General features: G+C 60.5%; 19 protein-coding genes. 8 read left to right on the top strand and 11 right to left on the bottom strand.

The features are described 5' to 3' along the window. Positions 1-544: 544 nt before the first annotated feature. The gene (locus tag J3P91_RS20990) at positions 545-1,966 is read left to right on the top strand and encodes an amino acid permease (RefSeq protein WP_434601629.1); all 1,422 of its coding nucleotides are present in this window, start codon (positions 545-547) and stop codon (positions 1,964-1,966) included. Positions 1,967-2,230: 264 nt separating this feature from the next. Next, positions 2,231-2,644 (top strand): alternative ribosome rescue aminoacyl-tRNA hydrolase ArfB, encoded by a 414-nt coding sequence (arfB, locus tag J3P91_RS20985; RefSeq protein ID WP_045156713.1) that lies wholly within the window; start codon positions 2,231-2,233, stop codon positions 2,642-2,644. Here arfB and J3P91_RS20980 read toward each other — a convergent pair. From J3P91_RS20980 to J3P91_RS20970, 3 genes are all read right to left on the bottom strand, one after another. Next, positions 2,641-3,840: an MFS transporter gene (locus J3P91_RS20980; protein WP_434601628.1), complete on the bottom strand. Its 1,200-nt coding sequence runs from the start codon at positions 3,838-3,840 to the stop codon at positions 2,641-2,643. The two genes, arfB and J3P91_RS20980, sit on opposite strands and share 4 nt — an antisense overlap. 83 nt (positions 3,841-3,923) lie before the next feature. Next, complete coding sequence (locus tag J3P91_RS20975; protein ID WP_305499285.1) at positions 3,924-4,136, bottom strand: hypothetical protein; 213 nt, start codon at positions 4,134-4,136, stop codon at positions 3,924-3,926. A 77-nt stretch (positions 4,137-4,213) separates the two neighbouring features. Beyond that, positions 4,214-4,357, bottom strand: a complete 144-nt coding sequence (locus J3P91_RS20970; protein ID WP_305499286.1) for a hypothetical protein — start codon at positions 4,355-4,357, stop codon at positions 4,214-4,216. A gap of 288 nt (positions 4,358-4,645) precedes the next feature. Here J3P91_RS20970 and J3P91_RS20965 point away from each other — a divergent pair, with 288 nt between their 5' ends. Next, a complete protein-coding gene (locus tag J3P91_RS20965) occupies positions 4,646-6,271 on the top strand; it encodes a methyl-accepting chemotaxis protein (protein ID WP_434601627.1) in 1,626 nt (541 codons plus the stop codon). 190 nt (positions 6,272-6,461) lie between these two features. On the opposite strand, the gene J3P91_RS20960 is transcribed toward J3P91_RS20965, so the two are convergent. Next, a complete protein-coding gene (locus J3P91_RS20960; protein ID WP_305499288.1) occupies positions 6,462-7,484 on the bottom strand; it encodes a transporter in 1,023 nt (340 codons plus the stop codon). Between J3P91_RS20960 and J3P91_RS20955 the strand changes: the two genes are divergently transcribed. Continuing rightward, positions 7,458-7,667, top strand: a complete 210-nt coding sequence (locus J3P91_RS20955; protein WP_434601626.1) for a hypothetical protein — start codon at positions 7,458-7,460, stop codon at positions 7,665-7,667. The genes J3P91_RS20960 and J3P91_RS20955 overlap by 27 nt on opposite strands. Here the strand turns inward: J3P91_RS20955 and J3P91_RS20950 are convergent. Both J3P91_RS20950 and J3P91_RS20945 read right to left on the bottom strand, forming a co-directional pair. Beyond that, positions 7,664-7,969 carry a PepSY domain-containing protein gene (locus J3P91_RS20950; RefSeq protein ID WP_434601625.1) on the bottom strand — a complete coding sequence of 102 codons (306 nt, stop codon included), beginning with the start codon at positions 7,967-7,969 and terminating at the stop codon, positions 7,664-7,666. The genes J3P91_RS20955 and J3P91_RS20950 overlap by 4 nt on opposite strands. A gap of 121 nt (positions 7,970-8,090) precedes the next feature. Continuing rightward, on the bottom strand, positions 8,091-9,218 hold the full coding sequence (locus J3P91_RS20945; RefSeq protein ID WP_434601624.1) for a glycerophosphodiester phosphodiesterase: 1,128 nt from the start codon (positions 9,216-9,218) through the stop codon (positions 8,091-8,093). Positions 9,219-9,453: 235 nt separating this feature from the next. Here J3P91_RS20945 and J3P91_RS20940 point away from each other — a divergent pair, with 235 nt between their 5' ends. Further along, the gene (locus J3P91_RS20940) at positions 9,454-9,780 is read left to right on the top strand and encodes a DUF2025 family protein (protein WP_434601623.1); all 327 of its coding nucleotides are present in this window, start codon (positions 9,454-9,456) and stop codon (positions 9,778-9,780) included. 274 nt (positions 9,781-10,054) lie between these two features. Here the strand turns inward: J3P91_RS20940 and J3P91_RS20935 are convergent, their stop codons facing one another. Together J3P91_RS20935 and J3P91_RS20930 are read right to left on the bottom strand one after the other, a co-directional pair. Beyond that, entirely contained in the window at positions 10,055-10,369 is a 315-nt protein-coding gene (locus J3P91_RS20935; protein WP_434601622.1) for an antibiotic biosynthesis monooxygenase family protein, read from the bottom strand. Further along, the gene (locus J3P91_RS20930) at positions 10,366-11,076 is read right to left on the bottom strand and encodes a CTP synthase C-terminal region-related (seleno)protein (protein WP_434601621.1); all 711 of its coding nucleotides are present in this window, start codon (positions 11,074-11,076) and stop codon (positions 10,366-10,368) included. The genes J3P91_RS20935 and J3P91_RS20930 overlap by 4 nt, the downstream gene beginning before the upstream one ends. A 14-nt stretch (positions 11,077-11,090) precedes the next feature. Here J3P91_RS20930 and J3P91_RS20925 point away from each other — a divergent pair, with 14 nt between their 5' ends. After that, positions 11,091-12,038: a LysR family transcriptional regulator gene (locus tag J3P91_RS20925; protein WP_434601620.1), complete on the top strand. Its 948-nt coding sequence runs from the start codon at positions 11,091-11,093 to the stop codon at positions 12,036-12,038. 3 nt (positions 12,039-12,041) lie between these two features. On the opposite strand, the gene J3P91_RS20920 is transcribed toward J3P91_RS20925, so the two are convergent. After that, the gene (locus tag J3P91_RS20920) at positions 12,042-12,650 is read right to left on the bottom strand and encodes a TetR/AcrR family transcriptional regulator (protein ID WP_434601619.1); all 609 of its coding nucleotides are present in this window, start codon (positions 12,648-12,650) and stop codon (positions 12,042-12,044) included. Positions 12,651-12,839: 189 nt separating this feature from the next. Here J3P91_RS20920 and J3P91_RS20915 point away from each other — a divergent pair, with 189 nt between their 5' ends. Further along, positions 12,840-13,886, top strand: coding sequence for an MBL fold metallo-hydrolase (locus J3P91_RS20915; protein ID WP_434601618.1), 1,047 nt, complete (start codon positions 12,840-12,842; stop codon positions 13,884-13,886). A 17-nt stretch (positions 13,887-13,903) separates the two neighbouring features. On the opposite strand, the gene J3P91_RS20910 is transcribed toward J3P91_RS20915, so the two are convergent. Beyond that, on the bottom strand, positions 13,904-14,221 hold the full coding sequence (locus J3P91_RS20910; protein ID WP_434601617.1) for a helix-turn-helix domain-containing protein: 318 nt from the start codon (positions 14,219-14,221) through the stop codon (positions 13,904-13,906). Positions 14,222-14,302: 81 nt separating this feature from the next. After that, the gene (locus J3P91_RS20905; RefSeq protein ID WP_434601616.1) at positions 14,303-15,079 is read right to left on the bottom strand and encodes an AraC family transcriptional regulator; all 777 of its coding nucleotides are present in this window, start codon (positions 15,077-15,079) and stop codon (positions 14,303-14,305) included. A gap of 113 nt (positions 15,080-15,192) precedes the next feature. Here J3P91_RS20905 and J3P91_RS20900 point away from each other — a divergent pair, with 113 nt between their 5' ends. After that, the gene (locus J3P91_RS20900) at positions 15,193-16,008 is read left to right on the top strand and encodes a sulfite exporter TauE/SafE family protein (RefSeq protein ID WP_434601615.1); all 816 of its coding nucleotides are present in this window, start codon (positions 15,193-15,195) and stop codon (positions 16,006-16,008) included. Positions 16,009-16,012 lie beyond the last annotated feature (4 nt).

The following is a 16,012-nucleotide window of genomic DNA, read 5'->3' as shown; positions in this document are numbered from 1 at the left end:
AACCTAGTCGAGGGTTTTTTGGAATGCAAAAAAAAATTTTATTTTTTTCGTTTGAACTTTTTGTTCTATTTTTTCGCGACAAATTAGCTATTAAAAAACAGCCGGCTGGAGTTGGTTTTTTATTAGGTAGCTAGCTACCGTCAATTTGCAGTCATCCTTCGGAAACTTCCTGCATGGAAATTTTGCGTTACGGCTTGTAAAGGAATGCTGACGGTTTTGACCGGTCTAGCGAACCGGTATCGGCATTTGAAAGGGCTGTAAGAAAAAACTGCCGAGTGGCTTGGCTTGACGCGTTTCTTGATACTTCGCAGCGCTTGTTTCAAGGCTGCGGGAAGGGTCAGATGCGCGCCAGACCTCAAGTGCGGGGTGAGACGCTGGTCTGCTGGTGTCTGGCAGCGAGGGTACTGCAGTGTACAATGCGCCGCGTTTTACTGTGACCCTTCGCGTACCCACGCACTTTCAAGGTTATCCGCCTTGTTCACTCCGCCACGCCACAAGCGTGACGGGTCCGATTTCGTCACAGATAAAAACAAATAGGTGACGCATGACCGTTGTAGAAAATACGCATTCAGGCGAGCTGAAGCGCGGCCTGAAAAATCGCCACATCCAACTGATCGCCCTCGGTGGCGCAATCGGTACCGGCCTGTTCCTCGGCTCGGCGGGGGTGCTGAAGTCAGCCGGTCCGTCGATGATCCTCGGCTACGCAATCTGCGGCTTCATCGCCTTCATGATCATGCGCCAGTTGGGCGAAATGATTGTCGAAGAGCCGGTGGCCGGTTCCTTCAGTCATTTTGCGCACAAATACTGGGGCGGTTTCGCCGGATTCCTGTCGGGCTGGAACTGCTGGATCCTCTATATCCTGGTGGGCATGTCCGAGCTGACCGCTGTCGGCAAATACATCCATTACTGGGCGCCGGACATCCCGACCTGGGCCTCGGCGGCAGCGTTCTTCATCCTCATCAACGCGATCAACCTGGCCAACGTCAAAGTGTTTGGCGAGGCTGAGTTCTGGTTCGCGATCATCAAGGTGGTAGCGATCGTCGGCATGATCGCCCTGGGCAGTTACCTGCTGGTCAGCGGTCACGGCGGTCCACAGGCTTCGGTTACCAACCTGTGGTCCCACGGTGGGTTCTTCCCCAACGGTGTCAGCGGCCTGGTGATGGCCATGGCGATCATCATGTTCTCCTTCGGCGGCCTGGAGATGCTCGGTTTCACCGCTGCCGAAGCCGACAAGCCGAAAACCGTGATCCCCAAGGCCATCAACCAGGTGATCTACCGGATCCTGATTTTCTACATCGGTGCGCTGGTGGTGCTGCTGTCGCTGACACCATGGGACAGCCTGTTGACCACCCTCAACGCCTCTGGCGATGCCTACAGTGGCAGCCCGTTCGTGCAGGTGTTCTCGATGCTGGGCAGCAACACCGCGGCGCACATCCTCAACTTCGTGGTGCTGACCGCCGCGCTGTCGGTGTACAACAGCGGCACCTACTGCAACAGCCGCATGTTGCTGGGTATGGCCGAGCAGGGCGATGCGCCCAAGGTGCTGGCGAAAATCGACAAGCGTGGCGTGCCGGTGCGGTCGATCCTCGCTTCGGCGGCGATCACTCTGGTGGCGGTGCTGCTGAACTACCTGATCCCCCAGCATGCGCTGGAGTTGCTGATGTCGTTGGTGGTTGCCACTCTGGTGATCAACTGGGCGATGATCAGTTACTCGCACTTCAAGTTCCGCCAGCACATGAACCAGACTCGCCAGACGCCGCTGTTCAAGGCGTTGTGGTACCCGTACGGCAACTACGTCTGCCTGGCGTTCGTGGTGTTCATCCTCGGCGTGATGCTGCTGATCCCGGGCATCCAGGTTTCGGTCTACGCGATTCCGGTGTGGGTGGTGTTCATGTGGGTCTGCTACGTGATCAAGAACAAGCGCAGTGCCCGGCATGAACTGGCCGGGGCGGCTGCCGCCAAGTAAGTTTTTCGCCAGTAAAACAAACCCGGCCAAGTGCCGGGTTTGTTATTCAACGCCAAACACAACCCCCCTGTGGGAGCGAGCCTGCTCGCGAAGGCGGCAGTACAGTCAATATCACTACAACTGACCCACCGCTTTCGCGAGCAGGCTCGCTCCCACATTGGTCCTGCAGTGTTCACAGAGTTTGTGTTCCCAACCATTCCCAAAGGGCAGGGGGTGGATGGGGAATTCGCGGTATCCTGTGGAGCCTGACACCGGACGCTTTCCATGCTGGTCATTTCCAACACCGTGCACATCCCGGACGCCGAGATCGAGCTGACGGCCATCCGCGCCCAGGGCGCCGGCGGGCAGAACGTCAACAAGGTTTCCAGCGCCGTGCACTTGCGCTTCGATATCCCGGCTTCGTCGCTGCCCGAGTTCTACAAGGAGCGGCTGCTGGCCCTGCGCGACAGTCGCATCACCAGCGACGGCGTATTGATCATCAAGGCCCAGCAATACCGCACGCAGGAACAGAACCGGGCCGATGCGCTGGAGCGCCTGGTCGAGCTGATCCTCAGCGCCACCAAGGTCGAAAAGAAACGCCGTCCGACCAAGCCGACCCTGGGTTCAAAAAAACGTCGTCTCGAATCCAAGACCAAGCGCGGCTCGATCAAGGCCGGGCGCGGCAAGGTGGACTTCTAGTGCCTGTCCCGCTCCTCGCGATACCGAGGGGCCTGGCGATACAGGTAGACGCTCAATGCCAGCCCACCGAGGGCTGCCAGCGCGGCGAACAGAAAAATCGAGGCAAAGCCGAAACCCGCGGCAATCGCGCCGGCCAACGGACCGGTGATGCCCAGCGACAAATCGATGAACAGTGAATATGCGCCCACTGCTGCCCCACGGCTGGAGGCCGGTACCAGGTTGACCGCTTCCACCCCCAGCGCCGGGAACACCAGCGAGAACCCGAAACCACTCAACGCCGCCCCTGCCAGGGCCCACTGCGCATCCGGCGCCAGCCACAACAGCAGCAGGCCCAGGGTTTCCACCGAGAGGCAGGCGATCGCCACCCGGAAGCCACCGAGACGGTTGATCAGGTTGCCGAACAGCAAGCGTGCACCAATGAAACTCGCACCGAACAGGCTCAGGCAGAGCACGGCGTTATCCCAATGCCGAGTGGCGTAATACAGGGTGATGAAGGTGGCGATGGTGCCAAAACCGATGGAGCCCAGGGCCAGGCCGCAACCATGGGGCAGTACGCGCCCGAGCACATGCATGAATGGCAGGCGCTCGCCGGTGACGATCGGCGCTGCGGTTTTCGGCCAGGCCAGTGCCAGCCCGAGCACCGCCAGCAGGATGATACTGACGCCCATGCTCCACAGCCCCAGGGACTTGACCAGCCAGACCCCCAGCGGCGCGCCGATCGCCAATGCGCCGTAGCTGGCGATACCGTTCCAGGAAATCACCTTGGCGGTATTGGCCGCGCCGACCCGGCCGATGCCCCAGCCAATCGAGCCTGAACCCACCAGGCTTTCCGCGCTGCCCAGCACCAGGCGTCCGATCAACAGGCTGCTCAGGCTCAGGGCCGGCATGCCCGCGGTCCAGGCCGAGACCAGCATGAACACGCCGCTCAGGCCACATCCGGCCAGGCCGAACATGACCGCCCGTTTACTGCCCAGGTTGTCGATGATGCGCCCAGCATAAGGCCGGCTGAGGAGGGTGGCCAGATACTGCACGCTGATGACCAGCCCGGCGATCACCGCGCCGAAGCCCAGCTCGCCATGAACGAAGCCGGGCAGTACGGCCAAGGGAATACCGATGTTCAGATAACCGATGAAGGTGAACAGGACGATGGAGACGACTTGCAGCGTGACCGCCAAGGGGCGCTGGGAATCTGGCATGGGTGAAAGGTCCACGGGGCAGCTGGATAGATAGGCTGCTTATGATAACGGCGACCGTGCGGGCGAAGCTTGGAAAAGTAGAACTATTTGCCGGACGGCGTTTCGCCAGGGGTTTTGCCAGCGACCAGATGCGTGGTGACGAGAGCGGCCAGGGCATTTTCTTCCGTGCCGAAGCGGGCCAGCAGGGCGGCTTGTTTCTCGGGGGAGAGACGGGTCCAGATGTCGACCATTTTCTCGGCGGTGTCGATCAGTACGCTGGCCTGGGCCGGGCTGAAGGAGGAGGTGTCATCGGTCATGGTGCAGGGCTCGGATTCAGGCGGTGTGGAAAGCGCATCTTAGCGCGCTTTCCACACAGTCTGTTGATGCGGGTGTATCAGTCTTCGCTGTCGGCCTGGCGGCGTTCAGTGGCTTGCGGCGGCTCGGGTTGCTGGGCGTCGGGTTGCCCCCCGGCTTGTAGCGTGGGCGTCTGCTCAGGTTCGTGCAGGCTTGGGAAGGGGAGATTCGGAATCTCGTGCATTTCGCGCTCCTCGCAAAGTCTGTTGATCGATCGGGTAGATCCGCGCTTGTACAAAGCGTGGGCAGGATACCCCAGAAGAAATGACAAAAAGACTTTTAAATCCAGGCGGAGCGACAAAAGGAGTTGTCCGGACAGGTCATGTTCACTCGCGGAAAACGACGCCGTTACCGGTGGTCGCCAAGGCTCAAGAACGGGGTATGCGTGCCGATGGCATGCTATATCCCGCACGTTCAGTTGCGACAGTGGACCCTGGACACGGACGGTCCTTTTTGCCGAGAGATCGACTCCATGTTTTTACAGAAATCCCTGAAAGCCCAGATTCTGGCGTTGCTGAGCGGCAGCTTGCTGGCAATGCTGCTGATCGCCCTGGCGTCCTTCCATTTCCTTTCCGATGGCATCCAGAATTATCGCAACCTGATCGACGGGCCGTTGCGTGCGTCGCAATTGATCGACGAGGCCAACCTGCAATTCAAGGTCCAAGTCCAGGAATGGAAAAACGTGCTGCTGCGTGGCAAGCAGCCGGCGGATCTGGAGAAATACTGGAAGCAATTCGAAGACCGTCAACGCGATGTCCAGGGCATCCTTGGCGACCTGATCAAACACGAGGGTGTTCCGGCGCAGATCAAGACGCGCATCGAACGCCTGCGGGGCGAGCATGACCAACTGGGCGCGGCCTATCAAAAGGGCCGTGATGCCTATGTTGCGGCGGGCGCCGACGCGGCGGCAGGTGATGCCGCGGTCAAGGGCGTGGACCGTGCGACCAGCGAGCAGATGAGCGAGCTGGTGGTCGAGCTGCATAAACTGGGCGATGAGCAGTCGGCGCTGATCAGTGCCGGTGCCGATCGCACGATCCTGCTGGGGACGGTGATCATGCTCGTCTCGGGAGTGCTGATCGGGTTGCTGAGTCTGTGGTTGGTCAACCGCAACCTGGTGCAGCCGATCCGTAAGCTGATCGAGTACGTGACTCAACTGAGCCGCGGGCGTTTCGCCGAGCGTGTCACCAGCACGCGCCAGGATGAGCTGGGCGACCTGGCCCTGGCGGCCAACACGCTGCGCGATTTCCTTGCCGAAACCTTCACCCGCCTGCAACGCAGCGCCACCGAGCTGGACAGTGCCAGCGGCGAGTTGAACGCCATTGCCAGCTTGATGAGCCAGGGCACCAGCGAGCAATTCGAGCGTACCGATCAAGTGGCGACGGCGATGAACGAGATGTCCGCCACCGCCCAGGAAGTTGCCCGCCATGCCGCTGATGCGGCGCGCGCTGCCGATGACGCCGATCATTCGGCGCAGCAGGGCGAGAAAGTGATGCAAGGCACTATCCACACCATCACGCAGATGCGTGGCGAAATTGCCAACACGGCCACGGTGATTCGTCGTCTGGAAGCCGACAGCGGGCGCATCGGCAAGGTATTGGAAGTGATCCGCGGGATCGCCGAACAGACCAACCTGCTGGCCCTAAACGCTGCCATCGAAGCCGCCCGGGCCGGTGAGGCGGGGCGTGGTTTTGCGGTGGTCGCCGATGAAGTACGCAGCCTGGCCCAGCGCACGGCCTCGTCGATCATCGAGATCAATCAGATCATCCAGACCGTCCAGACCGGGGCGGTGGACGCAGCCCAAGCCATCGAAAGCGGGCAGTCGCGCAGTGAAGAAAGTGTCGAGCAGGTGACCCAGGCCGGCGAGATGCTCGAACGCATCACCCAGGCAGTCGAAGCGATTCGCGACATGAACCGCCAGATCGCCACGGCAGCGGAAGAGCAGACCTCGGTGGCCGAGGACATCTCGCGCAACCTGACGGAAATCACCTGCATCGCCAGCACCAACCTGGACAACGTGCAGCGCACCGAAGCGGCGAGCCGGGATCTGCACGGGCTGTCCGGGCAGTTGAATGAAGTGACGGCGCGGTTGAGTGCTTGAGTGCATTGACCGTTTGGAATAGGGCCTGATTGACACCTGTGGCGAGGGAGCTTGCTCCCGCTGGGCTGCGTAGCAGCCCCTTAGCCATTCAATGCGGTGCATCAGGAAAAAACTTACGACTGCTGCGCAGCCGAGCGGGAGCAAGCTCCCTCGCCACAAAAGCTCATACGAGCGGCAAACAGGGATCGATTCAATAATCACGGCGCTTGCGGAACGCCCAGCGTCCGGCGATCAGCGTGAACGTCGCCACCAGTGCGACGAGAATCCAGAAGCCGTGCGCATCATCGGCCAGCGGCACGCCGCCGACATTCATGCCAAAAAAACCGGCAATAATGTTGATGGGCAAGGCCAGCACCGTGACCACGGTCAGGGTGAACAGCGTGCGGTTGCTCTGTTCATTGAGGTTGGCGGCGATTTCTTCCTGCAGCAATTTGATCCGCTCGCCCAACGCGGTGAGGTCGTTGATGATCAGGGCGAATTCCTCGGTGGATTTGCGCAGCTCCTTGACGTCTTCTTTCTGCAACCACTGTGGCGGGCGATTGAGCAGACGCAGCAACGAACCCGGCTCCAATGCCAGCAGGCGTTGCAGGCGCACCAGTATCCGCCGTTGGCTGCCCAGTTCGGCGCGGTTGTTGGACACCCGCGAGGACAGCAACTGGTCTTCTATCTGGTCAACGCTAAGGCTGGTCTTGCGCACGATCTGGGTCAGCACTTCGCCCTGGTCGCGCAGCAGATGCACGAGCAGTTCCAGCGGCGAACGGAAGCACTCGCCAGCCTTGACCGACGAACGCAGCTTGTCCACCGAGTGCAATGGCTGCAGGCGTGCGCTGATTATCAGCCGACTGTGAACGCAAACCCACAACGTGGACACGTCCGACGACACCAGGTTGCTGAGGTTGAATACCACATCGTTGACCACGGCCAGCAAGGCCGAGTCGACGTGCTCGATGCGGGTCGAGCGCGAGCCTTCGTGCAGGGCTTCGAAAAACTCCTCGGGCAAGGCCAGATGGTTTTTCATCCAGCGCTCGCAAGCGGCATGAGCCAGGTTCAGATGCAGCCAGAGGAATTCGTCGGCGTCCTCCGGTTGCTGCAGGCATCGCAGGGCCTGGGCCGAATCGATCTCTCGTCCGCGCTCGCCGGGGCGGAAGCGAAACCCGTAGAGCAGGCCGAACAGATCCGGATCGCGGTGGCTTTGATCGATGCTGTGATTCATGCGGGCTCGCTGGCGGGAGTGCCTGCCGTGGCGATGACAGGTTCACTTAGCGGCATCATTGCAGGGTTGTTTGAAGGTTTTGTGACGGTTGGACTGGGTTGGCGGGTCAGCAGCGGTTTACCTTCGGATGCAAAAAAGCCGCGCAACCCGGAAGTTGCGCGGCTCCTTTATACGACTGATTAAGTATCTTGTTTGTTGCTCAGGACTTTACCGGTAGTTGCGTCAAAGTCGACATCCCACTCCTGGCCCTTGGCGTCTCGCACTTCGACTTCATATTCATAACCGTTGAAGTGGTTATCCAGGTCGGTGTCGGTGATCGTGCCACCCGGGTGCAGCTTCAGGACTTCTTCATTCATCGATTCCAGCGACTTGATCTTGCCGTCCTTGACCAACTGAGGAACCTGGTCGATTCGTACATCAGCCTGGGCCAGGCCGGCGGTGAGGGTCAGGGCGGCAGCGGTGAACAGGGCAGTCAAAGTTTTCATATTGTCTTTCCTTGGTGTCGTTAAGGTTGATTCGTTTAAGTGGGTTCAGATTATCTCTGGCAACTTAACTCACCCTTAATTCGGAAAACTTGCAGCGAATGCGCCGATCCGCTGCTGTCCGTCAGTAACCGTTCTTCTGCAGAAGTTGCGTCACGCTGCCTGTTTCAGGACGTTTGAAGTACTTGAGCAATTCGCTGGCCCGGTTGGTGAAAATGCCGTCCACACCGGCATCCATGACTTTCTTGAAGTCCACCGGCTCATCCACCGTATAGACATGTACCAGCAAACCCTGATCGTGGGTGTACTGGTTCATCCAGGGTTTCACCAGATCCGCATAACTCTGGCTGCCGCCGTGGGTCAATGCTGCCGAAGGGCCGGTGCCGATGGCGCCCTGGGCCTTGGCGTACTGGACCCATTTTTCGAATTCGGCCTTGTCCTTGGGCTCCTGTTTCGCGTAGTAAACCGCCTTGTCGGTCTCGCCGGACTCGGCAAACGGCACCTTGGACTTGGGCTCGATATTGCCTTCGCCGACCCACAGCAACAGGATTTTCGGCACCTTGGGCATTTCCTTGTGCAGCAGTTCCAGGCTGCTCTTTTCGAAGGTCTGCAATACCACCTTGCCTTTGCCCTGGCCCACACCGAGGGCGCGCTTGGCCAGCTTGGAACCGGACGGGCTCAGCCAGCCGCGGTCCTGGAGCTTGTCCTTGAGGTCGCGCTCGATGCCCGGGAACAGCTTCGGTTCCTTGGTTTCGATGTAAAGCCCCGGCTTCTGTTGCGGGTTGCCCTCGGCGATATTGATGACTTCATCCAGGGTCAGGATCTTCAGGCCGACAAACGCAGGACGCGCACGCTCCGGGTAGGCCGCGTTGAACCAGCTGCCGGCGTCCAGCGTCTTGAGTTCGGCCATGGTGAATTCGTTGGCGGTGCTGTCCTTGCGCTCGGGGAACTTCGTGGCGACATCGGTGGTGCGCAGCAGGCTATCGTCGTGCAGGACGAACAGCACGCCATCCTTGCTGCGTTGCAGGTCGAGCTCAAGATAATCAGCGCCCAGGTCACGGGCCAGCTTGTAGGCCGCGGCGGTGGACTCCGGCGCATCGAACGAGGCGCCGCGATGGGCGATGACCGCAGGATGGGGGATGCCCTGCTGGGTTGCCAGGGCCTTGGGACTTGGCACTTCGGCGGCTTGTGCCGGGCCGAAACCGAGCATCAGGCTCAACATCAACGCGCTACGGGTAAAGGTGACGGGCATGCTCGAGTTCCTTTCGTGGGGGCTGTAAAACCTCTCTTTTAACAATTGAACGCTGCGGACGCTATCGCCATACCGACATTGACCTATGCAAGAGGAATTTTCCCACGCATTTTCGAGCCGCTTTGAAGTACCCTTGGTCACCAGTTTCCCCGGTAGAGGGAAACCTCATTGTTCGCCTGCCTTGCGTGTAAACCATCGATCAGACGTCTCTCGGGACGCATTCATGAGGTTTACCATGCGCACCACTTCGACACTCATCTGCCAGGCCGCGGACCAGCTCAGGGGCTTCGTTGGCCTGAATCGCAAGACCGGCCATTACATCGTGCGTTTCAGCGAAGACTCCTTTGGCATGGACGTGGCCGCCGACGGCATCATCCCCACTTGCGAATTCGTCTGGACCCCTGCGGCAGATGGCGCCATGGCGCTCAAGCGCGAGCGAATCCAACTGCTGCTGGACCAGAACATCGAAGACCGGATCAACCTCACCGAACCGCTGCGGGTGTACATGGCCCGCCAAGACTTGCCGGAAATCGTAGCGGTGCGGCAGATGGTGGGAGGTTGAGCTACCAAATCTGAACTGAACCGAGAACCGTGTGGGAGCGAGCTTGCTCGCGATGGCGTTGGGTCAGTCAACATCGCCGTGACTGACATACCGCTATCGCGAGCAAGCTCGCTCCCACAAGGTTTGTGCTGGACAATGAATCTGCGGACGCCAGGGAAAAATGTGGGAGCGAGCTTGCTCGCGATGGCGTTGGGTCAGTCAACATCGCGGTGGCTGACATACCGCCTTCGCGAGCAGGCTCGCTCCCACAGGTTTTGTGTTTTGTTTCCTGGCATCAGGTTTGGCGTTGGAAGGCATAGTCCCGTTCGACCTTGCACACCCGCGTATGGCATTGGCTGTACCAGGTTGAGCGACCACGCTCACGGATCGCGCTATGTTCGGGATGCTGCTTCCAGGCCAGGATGGCTGCTTCATCGCGCCAGTAGGACACGGTGATTCCCAGACCATCATCGCCACGGGCCGATTCGACGCCCAGGAATCCGGGCTGCTCTCGGGCAAGGTTCAGCATGCGTTCGGCGGCTTCGGCGTAGCCTTGGTCCCCTTCGGTACGCAGGGAGGTGAAGATCACTGCGTAATAATGGCCGTTCATGGCATTTTCCTCGCGCAGACTTCGACAAACGCTTTGACCAGCGGCGGCACCCGGCCTTCCAACGCGGCACGTTCAGGCTGGAACAGCGTTGCGACAAAAAACGGATGATCGCGCAGCTCCACGGCCCGCAGGTCCCCGGCCGAATCTCGGGCCACGGCGTGCAAGTGCTCATTCAGCAAATCCTGTTCAAAATGCGGATTGACCCCGAAGCGGCAACGGTAACCCTCGAACGCTGTCGCGCAGCCATAAGCCTTGGCGATCAGCGAATCCACTTCGAGCTGAAGGCTGTCGATGGTTTCGATCAAGGCGCAGCTCAGCGGCGTCAGCAGCGCCCGTTCCGCCTCTGGAGAGGTTTCGCCATGGGCGGCGTTGGCCCAACCCAACACATTGCGGGCATATTCCAGTACGGCATGTTGAAAACCACCGCAGGTGCCGAGGAAAGGGCGCCGCTGTTCGCGGGCAAAACGGATGGCCCGCAAGGCACCGCTTTCGTTCCGGTAAGGACTGCCGGGCACGCACCAGATGCCATCGAAGTCATAAAGCAGCGTGTCATCGACGATGAGATCGGTGGCCAGCCATTGGAAACCGATGTCACAGCCGGTTTGCTCGCCAGCCAGCTCAAGTGCGAGGGGGATCGCCTGGTGAGCGGTGATTTGCGGGTCATGATCGCCTACCAGGGCGATGTGGATGGGACGCTTTTTTTCCATGAGAGTCTCGCCGCTTGTTGATTCCTGTTCGCCACTATAGATTGGCGTTCACGCAATCAATATTGGCGTTTACCCAAGTGTTCAATGCAGCGACGCAATATCGACTGGGATATCCCGACCTGTGCCTGATCCTGGCGCTGGTCCGTGGCGGCTCGCTGGCCCGGGCCGGGCGGCTGCTGGAGGTGGATGTGTCGACGGTTTTCCGCTCGGTGCGCCGTTTGGAAGCGGCCCTGGGCCAGCCCTTGTTCGAGAAAAGCCGTTCCGGATATTTACCCACGAGCCTCGCGCAGGCATTGGCCGAGCAGGCCGAGCGCGCTGAGCAGGCGCTGGAAGCCGCGCGTGTCGGGGTGGAGCAGGGCGGCAACGTGGTCAGCGGCACAGTACGCCTGACCTGTACCGACTCGGTGCTGCAGGCATTGCTCCTGCCCGCGTTGGCGCGGTTCATGCCCGCCTATCCGGCGTTGACCCTGGAACTGAGCACCACGAACGACTTCGCCAACCTGAGCCGTCGCGATGCGGATATTGCCTTGCGGCTGACCCGCACGCCGCCGGAGCATCTGGTGGGTCGAAACCTGGGCCCGGTGGTTTACCGGGTATGTGCCGGCGCCACGTATTTGTCCTCGGCCAATGCGGAGGACCTGGCCGCCATGACCTGGATCGCGCCGGACGATTTCCTGCCGGATCACCCCACCGTGACCTGGCGCCGCCAGCACTTGCCTGGCGTGGTGCCTGCCTATCGCTGCAACAGCATGCTTTCTGTGACTGAACTGGTGCGAGCCGGTCTGGGCGTTGCGGCGCTGCCGGATTTCCTGATCGATGGCAACCAGGGCCTGACGCCCATTGGCGAGCCCTTGGCCGGATATGACACGGCGCTCTGGTTGCTGACCCGGCCGGATTGCCGCGCGTTGCGCTCGGTGGTGACGCTGTTTGACGAGCTGGGGCGCAATCTGCGGCTGAACTGAGGTTCAGCGCTGGTAGCAGGCGAGGAACATGTCCAGTGCCGATTCGATCACCCGCGCCTGTTCATGGGGCGCCAGGCTTGGTTGGCCCATGGAAATCTGCGGCCAGAAAGCGAACGTCTTGATCAGCCCGTGCATCTGCTGGGCCGCAAATGCCGGGTCGACGGGTTTCAGCCGGCCATCGGCCTGGGCCATGCGAACCCAGACGGTCAGGCCTTCTTCACGCTCGCCCATGCGCGCAACCATGTCCTGGGCCCGCTCGGGGGAATGAATCGTAGCGGCGATGGCGATGCGCGCCAGGTCGAGGAAATTCTCGTCGGCCAGCATCTGCAGTTTGGCGTGGAGCAGCGTTCGCAGCTGATCGCGCAGTGGTGTTTGCGAATTGTAGGGCGTGAGCTGTTCCGCCGTGATGCTGTTCCACAACCGATTGAGAATCTCGGCGAACAGCTCTTCCTTGCTTGGGAAGTGGTTATACACCGTGCGCTTGGACACCCCCGCGGTCGCCGCGATCTTGTCCATGCTGGTGATCTCGAAGCCGCTGCTGCGGAATTCGGCAATCGCGGCCTGGAGGATAGCTTCGCGTTTTCGCTCGGTAAGGCGCTGCGGTACGGTCATGGGCAATCGTCGGCTGGAAAGGGAGAACTTACACTCGGAAGTTTACTTGCTCCCGGGATTCATGCAATCTAGAAACTACACCGTGCGGTGTAATTTATTTGCCAAACGGCTGAGCGTGTATGCAGCGGCCATCCAGCGTCCCACGACGGCGAAGCGCATCTGCGTTGACGCCCTTGGAGTTATCGCACCATGACCACTCCCTCGTTTCGCACCGACAACCCCTCATCACGGCATGAGCAAGGCAAGTTTCGCAATCATGCCTTCACTCCGCGCGAAGGATTCGGTACGACCCTGCGCGTCATCTGGAACATGATTTTTCACAAGCCGCGAACCACACGGCCCGCAGGCACCATCGAGGTCAAGCCGCTGACCCGGGACTTTCTGCTGGCCGCACCGAACCACAGCGTCTTCCGCCTTGGCCATTCCACGGTGTTGCTCAAGCTGAGAGACAAGTTCTGGCTGACCGACCCGGTGTTCGCCGAGCGTGCCTCACCCGTGCAGTGGGCCGGTCCGAAGCGTTTTCACCAGCCGCCCATCAGCCTGGAAGAATTGCCGCCGATCGAAGCGGTGATCCTGTCCCACGATCATTACGACCACCTCGATTATCAGGCCATCCTCAAGCTGGCGGCGAAGACTCGGCACTTCCTCGCGCCCCTTGGCGTGGGCGACACCCTGATCAAATGGGGCGTCGATGCCAGCAAGGTGCGTCAGCTGGATTGGTGGCAAGGCACCGAGGTGGCCGGTATCGAGTTCATCGCTACGCCATCCCAGCACTTTTCCGGACGCGGCCTGTTCGACAGCAACAGCACCTTATGGTCGTCCTGGGTCATGATCGACGGCGCCACGCGGATCTTCTTCAGTGGCGACACCGGTTACTTCGACGGTTTCAAACGCATCGGCGAGCAATACGGCCCCTTTGACCTGACGCTGATGGAAACCGGCGCCTATAACGTCGACTGGCCCCACGTCCACATGCAGCCGGAGCAGACCCTGCAAGCACATATCGACCTGAAGGGCCGCTGGCTGCTGCCGATCCACAACGGCACGTTCGACCTGGCGATGCACGCTTGGTATGAGCCTTTCGACCGCATCCTGGCCCTGGCCTGGGAGCGCAACGTCAGCATCACCACGCCACAAATGGGCGAGGCCTTCAACCTGGCGCAACCGCAACGGGGTCGCGCCTGGTGGCTGGACGTGGAACCCTCGGCGTACCAGGACCGGGCCGGTATCGCCTAGCGCCAGCACTGTAGATTTTATTCGATCATTGCATAATCGGACCGCCCCATCGGGTCCGGTGTCGCGCCCTTGATGTTCATGCCTCGCCCCGGTGCGAAGCCGGGGAAGAACACCAGGCCCTCGGCCTCCAGGCGAAACGCCAGGGCCAGGCGGGTGACATCGAGCAACTCGCCGCCCGCCTCGAAACGTCGGATGGCCTGGACCGAGACCCCGGATTCATGGGACAGCTCTTCGACACTCCACCCCAGCATGGCTCGGGCCTGTGCGCTGTGGGCAGGGGTGAATTGATAGACGGCGATGCGTTCCAGGGTGGTTTTGATTGCGAGAGAGGCCATGGGATGCTCCAAAGCTGTGAATTCAAAAATACTGTGTTTTTGTACAGTTGTTTTGAATCCCGATCAATCCCATTTTTTTGATCAATGACCGGCGGTCTTCTCCAGCCAGGCGCTCGGCGCGTGACCCAGTACCCGGCGAAACATGGTGGAGAATGCAGCGGGGCTGTCGTAGCCCAGATCCAGGGCGATGCGCGTCACTGAGTTCCCTTCCGCCAGGCGGGCCAACGCCGACATCACACACGCCTGCTGCCGCCACTGGCTGAAACTCAGCGTGGTCTGCCGACTGAACAGGCGATTGAATGAGCGCAGGCTGATATGCAATTGCGCCGCCCACTCCACGGGCGAGGCATGGGCGTCGGGGTGTTCCAGGAACGCCTGGCACAGGCCGAGCAGGCGAGGATCCTTGGGCAGCGGAAGGTGCAGTGGCAGGTGGGTGCTGCGCAGCAACTCGTGTAGCAGCAGATGAATCAACGCCCCGTCCCGACCAGCCTCGTCGTAGTCCGGCGCAAGCTCGACGGCCTCCATCAGCAACTGGCGCATGAGGGGCGACACACTGATGACCTGGCATCGCATGTCCATGGTCGTTACCGCGGCTGGTTCGATGTACAGGCTGCGGGTGCTCACGCCCAGCATCAGCACTTCATGATCGACCCCCGGCGGAATCCACACCGCCCGTTGCGGCGGCACCACCCAATTGCCGTCCGCCGTGCTGACCTGCATCACCCCGGTGGCGCCATAGAGCAACTGCGCGCGGCGATGGCGATGCAACGGCAGCACTTGCCCGTGAGCGTAATCGGTGCCGATGGCCACGACGGCCCTGGGTGTCGCATCCAATAAATCGATCGAACTGTTGCGCATTGGCGGGGCATCCACGATTGGCGTAAACGCGAACATTATTGGCTTGTTTGCTACAGCGGGCCAAGCGTCGCGTCCCTATGGTGAAGGCCTTTTCATTCCCCGGATTCGTCTCGATGTTCTATGTATTGCTTGCCTGTTTCGGCTGCCTGAGTGGCGTCACCGCCGTGCTGTTCGGCTTCGGCGGCGGCTTCGTCGTGGTGCCCTTGCTGTACCGCATGCTTACCGCCAGCCACGGTGCCGACGACCCAGTCGGCCAATCGGCGATGCACATTGCCGTGGCCACCTCGACCTGCGTGATGATCGTCAACGCACTGATCGCCACCGTGAAGCATCACCGCGTTGGCAACATCATTCGCCATTATGTATGGCCGTTGGGCGGCTTCATCGGCCTGGGCGCTGTCGTCGGCGCCGTTGCCGCGATGTGGGCGAGCAGCGAAGTCATTCGGTATGCGTTCATCGTTTATTTGGGCGTGACCATACTGGACTGCTTGTTCAGACGTGGTTTTCTGACACCGTCTGACGCTGTGATCCCACGGCGATTGGGCAGGGCAGAGGTCTCGGCGGGCGGGATCAGCATCGGCACCATCGCCACTTTCCTGGGCGTGGGTGGTAGCGTCATGACGGTGCCGTTACTGCGCCGTTGCGGGCTGAACATGTCCCGCGCGACGTCCATGGCTAACCCGTTGAGTTTGCCGGTTGCGGTGGTTGGCACGCTGACCTACATGGTCATGGCCGGGTTTACCGAGTTTGATTTAGGGCCATGGTTTGTCGGTTACGTCGACTTGATGGCTTTCGCTGTGCTCACACTTGGCGCGCTACTGGGTATCCGTCTGGCAACGCCGTGGATCGGGCGGATACCGGATGAGGTTCATGCGCGGGTGTATGTGGGATTGTTGATGTTGGTGCTGATCGGGATGTTCAGTGGTTAGAATT

The organism is Pseudomonas sp. Z4-7 (genome assembly GCF_051131965.1).
GTDB lineage: Bacteria > Pseudomonadota > Gammaproteobacteria > Pseudomonadales > Pseudomonadaceae > Aquipseudomonas.
The sequence above is the reverse complement of the archived record's forward strand: the minus strand, read 5'-3'. Positions and strand labels throughout refer to the sequence as shown.